The sequence below is a fragment of the Bacillus sp. FSL K6-3154 genome, assembly GCF_040869395.1.
Lineage (GTDB): Bacteria > Bacillota > Bacilli > Bacillales > Bacillaceae > Bacillus > Bacillus safensis.
Genome location: NZ_CP152033.1, coordinates 3,354,151 through 3,365,822 on the forward strand (window position 1 = coordinate 3,354,151; position 11,672 = coordinate 3,365,822).

13 protein-coding genes are annotated in these 11,672 nt (G+C 35.6%); 12 read left to right on the plus strand and 1 reads right to left on the minus strand.

Annotation, left to right across the window (positions count from 1 at the left end; all coding sequences use genetic code 11):
• The first annotated feature begins 24 nt into the window (after positions 1–24).
• The 7 genes from MHH61_RS17310 (at position 25) to MHH61_RS17340 (ending at position 6,328) form a co-directional block, all read left to right on the plus strand.
• On the plus strand, positions 25–1,254 hold the full coding sequence (locus tag MHH61_RS17310) for an endo-1,4-beta-xylanase (RefSeq protein ID WP_125586777.1): 1,230 nt from the start codon (positions 25–27) through the stop codon (positions 1,252–1,254).
• Positions 1,255–1,278: 24 nt separating this feature from the next.
• Positions 1,279–2,409: a cellulase family glycosylhydrolase gene (locus tag MHH61_RS17315; RefSeq protein ID WP_125586775.1), complete on the plus strand. Its 1,131-nt coding sequence runs from the start codon at positions 1,279–1,281 to the stop codon at positions 2,407–2,409.
• A gap of 325 nt (positions 2,410–2,734) precedes the next feature.
• The gene (locus MHH61_RS17320; protein ID WP_034623607.1) at positions 2,735–3,328 is read left to right on the plus strand and encodes a hypothetical protein; all 594 of its coding nucleotides are present in this window, start codon (positions 2,735–2,737) and stop codon (positions 3,326–3,328) included.
• Positions 3,321–3,614 carry a transcriptional regulator gene (locus MHH61_RS17325; RefSeq protein WP_056766457.1) on the plus strand — a complete coding sequence of 98 codons (294 nt, stop codon included), beginning with the start codon at positions 3,321–3,323 and terminating at the stop codon, positions 3,612–3,614. The genes MHH61_RS17320 and MHH61_RS17325 overlap by 8 nt, the downstream gene beginning before the upstream one ends.
• Positions 3,615–3,635: 21 nt before the next feature.
• A complete protein-coding gene (locus tag MHH61_RS17330) occupies positions 3,636–4,529 on the plus strand; it encodes an ABC transporter ATP-binding protein (RefSeq protein WP_034623602.1) in 894 nt (297 codons plus the stop codon).
• A gap of 255 nt (positions 4,530–4,784) precedes the next feature.
• Positions 4,785–5,531, plus strand: a complete 747-nt coding sequence (locus tag MHH61_RS17335) for an ABC transporter permease (RefSeq protein ID WP_024427002.1) — start codon at positions 4,785–4,787, stop codon at positions 5,529–5,531.
• 77 nt (positions 5,532–5,608) lie between these two features.
• On the plus strand, positions 5,609–6,328 hold the full coding sequence (locus tag MHH61_RS17340) for a pentapeptide repeat-containing protein (RefSeq protein ID WP_164512170.1): 720 nt from the start codon (positions 5,609–5,611) through the stop codon (positions 6,326–6,328).
• 214 nt (positions 6,329–6,542) lie between these two features.
• Here the strand turns inward: MHH61_RS17340 and MHH61_RS17345 are convergent, their stop codons facing one another.
• A complete protein-coding gene (locus MHH61_RS17345; RefSeq protein WP_080701195.1) occupies positions 6,543–6,668 on the minus strand; it encodes a plantazolicin family TOMM peptide in 126 nt (41 codons plus the stop codon).
• A gap of 428 nt (positions 6,669–7,096) precedes the next feature.
• Here MHH61_RS17345 and MHH61_RS17350 point away from each other — a divergent pair, with 428 nt between their 5' ends.
• The 5 genes from MHH61_RS17350 to MHH61_RS17370 are packed head-to-tail and all read left to right on the plus strand — an operon-like array spanning position 7,097 to position 11,660.
• Complete coding sequence (locus MHH61_RS17350) at positions 7,097–7,804, plus strand: hypothetical protein (RefSeq protein ID WP_125586773.1); 708 nt, start codon at positions 7,097–7,099, stop codon at positions 7,802–7,804.
• Between the two features lie 13 nt (positions 7,805–7,817).
• A complete protein-coding gene (locus tag MHH61_RS17355; RefSeq protein WP_125586771.1) occupies positions 7,818–8,798 on the plus strand; it encodes a TOMM precursor leader peptide-binding protein in 981 nt (326 codons plus the stop codon).
• A gap of 2 nt (positions 8,799–8,800) precedes the next feature.
• Positions 8,801–10,147, plus strand: a complete 1,347-nt coding sequence (locus tag MHH61_RS17360) for a YcaO-like family protein (protein WP_034623592.1) — start codon at positions 8,801–8,803, stop codon at positions 10,145–10,147.
• A gap of 24 nt (positions 10,148–10,171) precedes the next feature.
• Positions 10,172–10,981, plus strand: coding sequence for a SagB/ThcOx family dehydrogenase (locus tag MHH61_RS17365; RefSeq protein WP_111927386.1), 810 nt, complete (start codon positions 10,172–10,174; stop codon positions 10,979–10,981).
• A gap of 4 nt (positions 10,982–10,985) precedes the next feature.
• A complete protein-coding gene (locus MHH61_RS17370) occupies positions 10,986–11,660 on the plus strand; it encodes a CPBP family intramembrane glutamic endopeptidase (RefSeq protein WP_268423158.1) in 675 nt (224 codons plus the stop codon).
• The last annotated feature ends 12 nt before the right edge of the window (positions 11,661–11,672 follow it).

Below are 11,672 nucleotides of genomic sequence, written 5' to 3' on the forward strand. Positions count from 1 at the left end.
CAATGAAGATAAGGGTGATTTCACATGGTCAAAGAAAGAAGCTTTCTTCATCATTCATTCAATAGGGGCGAAAACGGGCAGGGAAATCTGATGTGGAAAAAAGAGGCGGATGATCGAATCTCAGAGCATAGACAAAGAGATCTTGTGATCAACGTGACAAACGGCGAAAAAAAGCCAATAGCAGGAATAGAGGTTGAAATAAAGCAAATCAGACATGAATTCGCCTTTGGTTCAGCGATGAATGATCAAGTGTTATTTAATCAACAATATGCTGATTTTTTCGTGAAGCATTTTAATTGGGCTGTTTTTGAAAATGAAGCAAAATGGTATGCGAATGAGCCAGAAAGAGGGAAAATCACCTACGAAAAAGCAGATGCGATGCTGAATTTTGCAGATCGACATCAGCTTCCAGTGAGGGGGCACGCTTTATTTTGGGAGGTAGAGGATGCGAATCCAAGCTGGCTAAGGTCACTGCCAAATCACGAAGTATATGAAGCCATGAAAAACCGGCTTGAGCATGCGGGCAATCACTTTAAGGGAAGGTTCCGTCATTGGGATGTAAACAATGAAATGATGCATGGTTCATTTTTTAAAGATCGCTTTGGGAAAAATATTTGGAAGTGGATGTATGAAGAAACGAAAAAAATTGACCCTCAAGCACTATTGTTTGTGAATGATTATAATGTGATCTCTTATGGTGAACACCATGCCTATAAAGCGCATATCAATGAACTGCGTCAGTTAGGCGCACCTATTGAGGCGATTGGGGTTCAAGGCCATTTTGAAGAACGGGTCGATCCAGTCATTGTCAAAGAGAGGCTCGATGTGCTGGCTGAGCTTGGTCTTCCAATATGGGTCACAGAGTACGATTCTGTTCACCCTGACCCTAATAGAAGAGCGGATAACCTGGAAGCTTTATATCGCGTCGCATTTAGTCATCCAGCCGTAAAAGGAGTGCTGATGTGGGGATTTTGGGCAGGTGCCCATTGGAGAGGTGAACATGCAGCCATCGTGAATTATGATTGGTCTTTAAATGAAGCAGGACGACGTTATGAAAAGCTTCTAAATGAGTGGACGACCCAAAGAGTTGAAAAAACCGATGCTAATGGCCATGTGAAATGTCCAGCATTTCACGGAACATATGAGATTCAAATCGGTAAAGAAAATAAAATGCTCAAACAGCAGACGATTGAACTTGATTCAAATGAACAAACACCGTTTCAACTAGACGTAATCCTGCCTCAAGAAGGATAGAGATAGATTGTGAGGAGAATGTAAATGAAAAAGTGGGCTCAAAGAGTGTCTTGCTTCATACTTATAGCCGCTATATGGTCTGGCTGGTTTTCGCTTACGATGAAGGCAGCCGCTTATGTGCAGACGTCTGGTACACAATTTACGCTGAACAATCAACCATTTTACTTCGCCGGCACAAATAATTACTATTTCCATTACAAATCTAAAAAAATGGTAGATGCTGTGTTCGATGATATGAAAGCAATGAATTTAAAGGTCATACGGATTTGGGGCTTTCACGACGGGACTCCTCAAGAAAACTCAGTCTTACAATCTAGTCCAGGCGTCTATGAAGAATCTGGTTTTCAAAAACTAGATTATGCGATTTATAAAGCAGGACAGGAAGGAATAAAGCTTGTGATCCCACTAGTGAACAATTGGGATGACTTTGGCGGTATGAATCAATATGTGAAGTGGTTCGGGGCAGGATCGCATGATGCCTTCTATACAGATCCTCGTATTCAAAAAGCTTACAAAAATTATGTGCGCTATGTATTAGAAAGAACCAATACGTATACAGGTGTTCAATATAAAGACGATCCAGCTATTATGACTTGGGAATTAGCCAACGAGCCGCGGATGCAGTCAGATCCAACGGGAAATGTACTAGTCAAATGGGCAGATGAAATGAGTACATGGATCAAATCGCTGGATCGTCACCATCTTGTTGCAGTAGGAGATGAAGGATTCTTTCGCATACCAGGACATGAAGATTGGTTTTACGGAGGAGGAGAAGGCGTCGATTGGGACCGTTTAACATCTCTTCCTAATATCGATTATGGAACCTATCATCTGTACCCAGATCACTGGAGCAAGTCTGCTGCCTGGGGAGTGAAATGGATCGAAGACCATATCACCCGCGGGAAGTCAATCGGAAAGCCAGTTGTGCTAGAAGAGTTTGGCTATCAAAATCAATCAGCTCGTCCTGACGTATATCAGAGCTGGCTGTCAGCGGTAGAGCGGCTCGGAGGGGCTGGCAGTCAATTTTGGATTTTAACAAGCATTCAGGACGATGACTCGCTCTATCCGGATTATGACGGTTTCCGCATTATAAAAGGAAGCAGGGAGGCAGCACTTATTAGTGAACATGCGAAAAGAATGAATGAAAAGAAATGATGACGAATGCCTGCTGAATAAGGAACTGTTTATATAGCTCACTCCAATTAGTAGTTCTTACTTTCCAAATAGAAAATTTAAAATGCTTGTTTATCATCTTTTCTATATTTAAATTTCTTAAAAAAGAAGCGTTTATGAGACCAACCATTGAGGTTTTCAGAAACGATCAAGAAGCAGAAGGTATTTGGAGATTCGTTAGGAAGGAGGTGGTTATATCTATTTTTTATTTTAATTTATAAAAAAGGTATTTCCAATAACTTGACTAAATGGAAATTTAATTCTATACTCTGTAGTACAGAGTTCTTTGTGAAAGAGGAGTTTATTTATGTCTAATGAAAAATTCAATAATTCAGAAATATTAGAGAATTTATCTCATATCAAGACGATTACAAACTATAAAACAGAGTATTGCAAACAAACCAGTATTTATTTTATCATTTGGGGCCTCATTTGGATAATGGGATATTCAATACCTTTACTTTTTGCTAATTCAATAACTGCAGGTGTCTTTTGGCTTATTTTAGGCATTGCGGGCTGGGTTATCACTTTAACTACATATTTTAAACAAAAGAAAATGATTCCAATGCCCTTGTTTTTAAGAACTCAATTACAATACACATGGCTTGGTCTTGGAATTATTTTAGGTATCTTTATTTTTTTAATATGTGTTGGTTTATTACCATATACATTAAATAATTTACCCTTTTATGTTGTTTTATTGGTTTCTATCATGTATTTACTCTTAGGTATTGTTCTGGCTAAAGAGATCTTTATTATGGGGTTCTGGCTAAGTGTTTTAGGTGTAACTACATTTTTATTATTTCCTAGTTTAATGAACATTATCTTCGCTTTTATTGGTGGAGGAAGTTTGTTATTAACTGGTGTGATTTTAAAAAGAAAAGGACAAGGAAATGAGTAATGTCAATAGTTTAAATGATTTAATCCATCCAAAAGTTCGGTTAGGGATTATGAGTTTATTAATGATTTATGAAAAATGTGATTTTAGCTTCTTAAAAGCCTCTTTATCTGTAACAGACGGTAATTTGGGCTCGCATTTAAAAAAATTAGAGGATGCAGGCTATGTGCTAATTACAAAGACATTTGTGGATAAAAAACCAAAAACAATCGTTAGTATAACAGATTTAGGAGAGCACGCCTACAAAGAATATTTGAGTGTTATTGAAGCCATTTTAAAAAACAAATGAGATGGAAGGAAAGGGTGCCGAATGTTGAAAATAGAAAACGTCAGTAAAAAATACGGGACTACCCAAGCGTTAAAAAGTATTACATTAACGATTCCAGAAGGAGTTTGTTATGGATTAATAGGTCCAAATGGTTCTGGTAAATCAACCTTGATGAAAATTATATCTCACATCATTAAATCTTATGAAGGCAGAGTTGAGCATGTTGGTGAGTCTAAGAGTGCGCTCGGCTACATCCCGCAAGACATCAGCTTAGAGGAAAAATTAACAGCTAAAGTAAATATGGAGTTTTTTGGACAAATTTATGGTTTGAAAGGGAAAACATTAGAAGAAAGAGTAGAAAAAACACTAAAAGATGTAGGATTGTGGGAAAGAGCAAATGATATAGTTGAAAGCTTTTCAGGAGGAATGAAACGTCGTTTGAATATTGGCTGCGCTCTAATGCATGCTCCTAAGTTAATTCTTTTAGATGAACCGACAGTGGGGGTAGATCCTCAATCAAGACGCTATATTTTCGACATCATTAACAAATTGAAGGAAGAGGGAAGAACTATTATCTATGTTAGTCATTATATGGAGGAAATAGAGAGTTTATGTGATTATGTGGCTTTCATTGATAAAGGGAACATTGTTGAAGAAGGCAAAATAGATGAGCTTTTGAATCGTTACGCAGAAACATCTGTCTTTTTTGAATCTATGATTCCTAATAAAACATTAACTAGTCTCGGGTATGATTTTGTTACTCATCAAGGTGGAGTGTTAATTAAAACTACAAAACCATTAGATACTTTAGAAGATTTGGCTAAACTGAGTAAAAAGGAATCACTCGTTCCCCAACAATTATCTTTATACAGACCGAGACTTGAAGATGTCTTTTTTCAATTAACAGGAACAGATTTACGTGATCAATTACAATAAAATGTCTTTATGAATGAAAAGCACTCTCGTATTTTCAATTAAAATAACTTAAAAGAGTAACTGATGTAGAAAGAGCATAAATTTAACGAACAGAATTAATTTGTGTGTACCGTGATTTAAAATCATACGTAATTAGTCAACATTATGTGACTAATTCTAATTCGTCACATCCACAAATGGTAAAATAAATAAAAAATGTGATTATTTAAGAGTTATATAGAAGGGAATCAAATTAATATAACGGGAGTGATTTTTATGTGGCCATTAGTCCGCATCGAATCTATAAAACAGGTGAAAGATCGATCATTGTTGTTCTGGACCATTTTATTACCAGTTGCTTCAATTATTCTTTTAATAGAATTATTTACATCAGGTAGTTCTCAAGCACAAAAAACATTAGTTGCTTCTCAATCAGTGACAGGGATGAGCGTGTTTTTCTCCACATTTGTCATTATTTCAATTGTCATTAGTTTTGTAAAAGATCGTGAGAAAGGAATTGTGGCAAGGCTAGCAAGCACTCCTTTACAGCCGCATCATTTTTTTCTGGGAAAGTGCGTTCCATTTTTTATCATTATCTTATTTCAAGTTTTGTTGTTAACCATTTTAGGGGTTTATTTATATGGTATTGAAATAACACAATACAGCTCGTATTTCTTAGTAGTTGTTCTATTATCAATGCAAGTGACTTCATGGGGAGTTGCCATCGCCGCATTTGCTAAAACTGAGAATACAGGCCTAGTGATGACAAACATGATTGCTTTAGGGACAGCAGTTGCTTGTGGCTTATGGACTCCATTTGATCAATTACCTAGTTATCTCAAAATAATTGGTATGCTCTTCCCGCAGTATTGGGCACATCAAGGTTTAGTGCAATCAGTATCAACACTACCAGGGGGAGAGAATTTGATCTTAGTAACAGCAGTCCTTATAGGCTATACACTGTTAGGGTTTATTCTTTCGTTGGTTGGCTATAAAAAATATATAAAGCGAGCAAGAGGCTAGTCTCTAAAAATTTCAGCTAAATGTTATGCACCGCAAAATCAATGCTTGTATGCTGTCTGAAAAAAAGGAGTGAGTCAATGTTAAGTGAAGAGTTAGAACTGTATGTTGAAAGTTGTTTTCGGCCATATAAAAAAGACAAAACATATGAAGAAAAGAAAAAAGAATTATTAGAGCTGCTTGGAAATGTTAAATTAAAACTCGAAAATGATGGATTAAAAGATGCAGAGGTTCAGGATATGCTTATTGAAAAGCTGAAATCAGGCGAAATAAGCATTGATAATCATACATTAGTAATTGATGATCATAACCGCGTAGAGCATGTGAAAAAAATATTTGTTAATGCTGATTTAGATTGGTTAACGTTTATAAATGTTAAATATAAGTTATGCGATTTTAAGGGGCTATCGATTGTACAAAAAGTAATGAGCCATTCAGATTTTAATGGGTGCTATCTGAGAAAAGTTAATATTAGCCATTCTAAAATTTCCTCATCTACCTTTGAAAAGAGTGATTTGACTCAATCTCATTTTGAACATTGTGAGATAACGAATTCATCCTTATATGGCTGTCATTTACCCAACATTAGTATTGATGAATCATCTTTAATAAATGTTTTATTTGAAAATTGTTATTTTAAAAACATTACTTTTGAGAATTCTAAATTAATCAATGTTAATTTTAAATCATGTACGATTAAAAAATTAAACTTTATTGGAGTGACAATGGATAAAATGACTTATCATATTTTAGAAGGAGAAGGGGCAGATTTAAGCGGTGTGGAAGTAATCGATATTTAATACAGTGGGGGCTATTGAGAAAAATCTCAATAGCCTTTTTTGTTTTATTCACTATCTCTTGCTGTCCCATTAACTGGATGCAAGGTTTTCGTTAAGCAAAATAAACGTGGAAACTTCTATTTTCAAATAAAAAATGCCCACCCACCTAGCTAAGTCTGCTTCGCTAGGTGGGCGAGCGATCTTTTCAATGATATGTCGAAAAAACTAAAGTTGATTAGAAAGTTGAAGAACTTGAGATGATTGTTGTGCAAGTGCAGCGCGCAGCCATTGGTTCGAATAAATGTTGACCTTCCCCATGTACCTTAGCAGCCAAAGCAGTTGGGATTGTAATTTTAGTCATCTTTAAGACCTCCTTAGTTAAAATTTATCAACATAGATATGTAGTTGATATATTACATATGATGGTTCATAAGTCTTTATTTGTCAATATGTGAGTGTGAAAGTTTTATATTTTCTGAAAAGTCCGTTGATACCACTGAAAAAATGTGGTTTAATATGACTATGGAAAATAATACTATATTTAAAATTTAATGTATTTTGAGGTTTTATATGGTCTTTATGTTATTTTTGGATTAAAGGTTGGTGTTAATTTGAATCAAATATTTTGGGTATTTAGATATTAAGTTAATTAAATGTATGAAAAAAGTTGAGGTTACTATGTTATGAAGAACTCAAATAGAAGATTACTATTTCTATTATAAGTTTGATTAATTTAGATTTTCACCATTCACTGATAATCAGGAAAGAGAAAAGAGGGAGGGGATCTTTATGAGTATTCATTATGTCGGGATTAGAGAACCAATAAAAGCCTATTTAGAGAAGATGAAAGTTGAGTATGAAGACTATCCTGTTCAAATAATTGATTTGGGCGGGGCTGTTAGTTATGACAAAGAATTCTTTATAAATAATACTGATTTTCAAACGGAAACGATTATTTTATCTAATAGAAGGCATACTGTCGAGGATGAACTAGGTTCTCTTGAAAGTGAATTATTGAAAATCTATCAGAATAGCATACTTTATAGGACTTCACCGCTTGATATTAATATAGAACTTTATAGAGGATGGGCAGGTGCTACTGGTAAATTAATAACTGCATTTTCTCCCGAGGGAGTTAATTGGATCAATACAAAAGATGTTGTAAAGGCATGTTTGATCCCTAAACAGGATGTTAGGAATCGCGCTGGAAAGGCATATGATTTAACAGGACCAGAGTTAGTAAGTATGAGTAGGCTGAAGGATACTTTTGAAGAGGATTTAAACATGAAAATTGAATTGTATTGTAAAAGTAAAGAAGAGGTCATATCAATTTTGTCCCAGAACAATATGCCTTTAGACGTATTAGAATGGTTAGCCGAATTTCAAGAAGCTTCTTCTTCAAAACATTTACAGCCATTTACGAACACGCTGGAACAAATAATTGGTCACCCCCCAAATCGGGCACAATTATCTAAAATACAAATTAATTATTCTTAAGGAGGAATAATATATGTTTGTCAAAGACCAAGAAATGACGAGGTATAAATTAGCACCACACATTACGCTAGGTAAACTAGAAGACAGTTTGATTGGTTTAAAAGCGCAAACTGTCACCAAAATTGAAGGTGACGGAATTATTGAATTTATTCAAGAAATTTCTGATTATCTTACGGAAGATAATGGGGTTTCCATTAAAGAGCTGGAGGAGAATTTCGAAGTAGAGAGTGATCAATTAAAACATGTCCTCGAATTTTTAGTTGCGAACGGAATGTGTGTTAAGACGGATATGACCTTTGATTTAACTGCGCTTTTGTCTTATGAAAGAGCCGGTGGACAAGTATTGGTTGAAGATATACTAGATCGTTTAAAAACAGGGATTGTTGAAGTTATTACGCGAGATCATAACCCAGTTGCTGCTGAATTTATTCGTCATTTGCAAGAGGCAGGTCTACATGTAGTGCTTAAAGGAGAATTAAATAAGCAGCCAGATATCAGGGTTGCTATCGGCAACTCTCATTTAGATCCGATTTTTGAAGAAATAAATGATCTGGCATTAGAAGACCACACCCCTTGGTTAAGCATTGTGCCATATGATGGACAGACATCTTGGGTAGGTCCATTTTTCTTGCCACATCAATCAGCTTGTTTACATTGCTATAACCTTCGAAAATCAGCAAATTTTTCTGACGAAGTATTGCGATCAGACTTAATGAAAATAAAACCTATAAATCCTGAAAAGAAACCGGTTTATCATATGCCGATTAATTTAGTTCAAATCGGAATTGCAAGTAATTTAATTTTAGAATGGCTCACACTAAAAGATTACGCACCAAGTGCAACACCAGGTGGATTTACAACAATTAATTTAGATGATAAAGGTGTCTCATGTAATCATCATCGTGTTTATCGAGTTCCTAGATGCCCAAAGTGTTCCCCAACTGCAGATACAGGTTTTCCTCAAGTTTGGTTTCATGGTGAGGTGAATAATTAATTATGGCTAATAAATGGACAACATTAGAAGAGTCATGGGAAATACTCGACCAATTGGCAGATCCTTATGTTGGGATAGTCCGTAGAGAGTATAGAAAACTCAGAGACGTTGATGATATATGGGGTCATTCATATGGAGCGCATGGTACAGACAGCAATATTTTATTTGGAGTACCATCTAATTCATATAATGGGGGAGGATCTGCTAATCCAGCTGCAGCCAGATTAGCAGCTATAGGTGAAACGGTGGAAAGATATAGTGCCGCTTATTTACCTTTAAACTCTGATGTTGTATGTTTTGGTACTCAAAAGGACTTAATCAATGAAGGCAAATCAGTAATTGGCTTTGATAAGTGGGAGATGTATGCTGTCACTCAATATGAAGACCCGAATTTTCCTCATGATAGATGGAATGAAGATACAAAATTATGGTGGAGAAAAGGTCATATTGCTGAAAATAATGAAGAAGTTTGGACGCCTGCTCAATTAATTCATATTGCAAACTATACTGAGTGGCCAGGAGACCCCAATATTGGTCATGCAACTAGTAATGGACTAGCTTGTGGTATTACATATCAAGAAGCTGCAATCTCAGGTTTATTTGAAACAATTGAAAGAGATGCATTTATGCTTACTTGGTACAATAAGTTAAGTTTACCGCAGATCGATATTAATACCTCACCTAGATTAAAACACTTCTATGAAAGATATATTAAACCTACTTCTCTTGATTTGCATTTAGTAGACATGAGCATTTTTTCTGGTGTTCCTACTATTTTGGCAGTGATAAGAAATCCTCATACAGATTTAGCTCCATTTGCTATTGGCGCGGCCTCTGCTCATTCAATTGAAAGAGCATGTGAGAAAGCTGCAATAGAGGGAATGTATACAAGAACTTGGGTAAAAACAGAACAACGATTAGGGAACGCCTTAGTGGATGTAGATTATCATCGAGATATTAACAGTTTTGAAGATCATATTAAACTCTATGCGGGAACAGCTATTGTGAAAGAAGCTGATTTTTTAACAGCGAGTGAGAAATTAGTGGACGTTAAAGACTATGCACCGTTTGATGATCGTTCTCCAGACATTTTATGGACTAACCTTGTCAGTCATTTATCAAAACAAGGATATCATGTGGCAACTTTTGACTTAACCAGCCCTGATATAAAAGATGCTGGTGCCTATGTCGTAAAATCAATTATTCCTGGATATAAACCGATTGACGTTCTTTATAGAGGTAGAATGTTGGGCGGAGAACGAATTTTAAAACATTCTTATCATTTAGGTTTAGTAGATAAACCTTTTAAGTTAGAAGAACTGAATCCAATTCCGCATCCATTTCCTTAATATCGTAGAAAGGTGATTAAATATATGAATAGTATTGAAAGACATGCTACTAATTTGGCTGATGTTGTGTATGGAAACGAAGCATTACGGTTTGATGATCCTTCTGAAAATTGGTTTGAGGCAACAAAAATCTATAGGGGTTCAATGGCATGGGACGCACCTGGTGTTGCAGGGCTTCTGCGATCTCAAACTTTGCAAAAGATTGCTACACATGCAAGTAAAAGATTTGATGACCTACCTTTAATTTTACTGCCTAAACCATTAAATACAAATATAACTTTAGATGATGTCATTAAGGAACGAAGAAGTGCAGATTATTTTAGCGGGGGGAGTGTTTCATTAGAACAACTCTCAACAGTTTTACAGAAGAGTTATGGATTGGTAGAGCGTAAAGAAGGACCTAGACGCCCTATACCATCTGGCGGGGCACTTTATCCTCTAGATCTATTTATTGTAGCCAACAAAGTGGATTCTTTAGACAAAGGTATTTATCATTTCGATCCGTATAGAAAAGGATTGACCAAAATGGGTGATTACTCTGAAAAAGAATTTGAGAAAATAATGTTACAAGAAGAATCCGTTCAAGATTTTGCATTTGCTGTAGTCATTTCAGCTAATTTTTGGCGTTCTCGATTTAAGTATGGACATCGTTCTTATCGCTTCGTTTTTATGGAGGCAGGACATGTCATGCAAAATATGATTTTGCTATCTACTGCACAGAAGATTAATAGCCGACCATTCGGAGGGTTTATCGATGATGAGTTAATGGAACTGATCGGTGGATTTAATGGAGTAGATGATGCCCCAATTTATACATTGATTGCGGGTACTTAAATAGATGATTTCAATGGTAGCAGCTTTAGGGATCCTCATTCACTTTTTGGGTCCCTTAAGCTCTAAAATGGTGATCAAAATCAAGAGAGATAAACCAATATCCGATCGAAAGTTAATAACATATATCACTCCTCAGAGGAGCTATGATGGATTCACGATTATCGGAGCTTCTATATGCTGTGGAGCATTTTCTCAAGAGCTCTTAGTTGAAATTTCTAATAATAAAAATGTGTATGGTGTTTTATTCTTCTTTTTATTAGGTGTCCTATTACCGTCAGTTCTATGGAAATTAAAAAACAAAGTTGTTGCATTTAGAGGCAGATATGTTGTCAATGTTGATTCAATCTTTTTTCTTCCATTAACGGCTCTATCAGAAGAATTGATTTGGCGGTTCTTTCTTCCGTTATTATTACTAACGAATTCTGTGGAGTCTGTAGCGGTAGCGATCTGTATCAGTTCAATAGGATTTATATTGCTGCATATACCAATAGGCGGTGTTAAGTCTATTGCTTATATGTCGCTTTTTACATTAATCACAGTTATTTCATACTTAACATTTGGTATTCTAGCAGCGATAGCATTTCATATTTCACATAATCTGTTCATTCATTTTTTTCAACCTCGCAAAATAAAGAACTTCAAAACGAAACCTCCCGTATTATCTGAAACTGATTGGTGAGACTTTTTATAA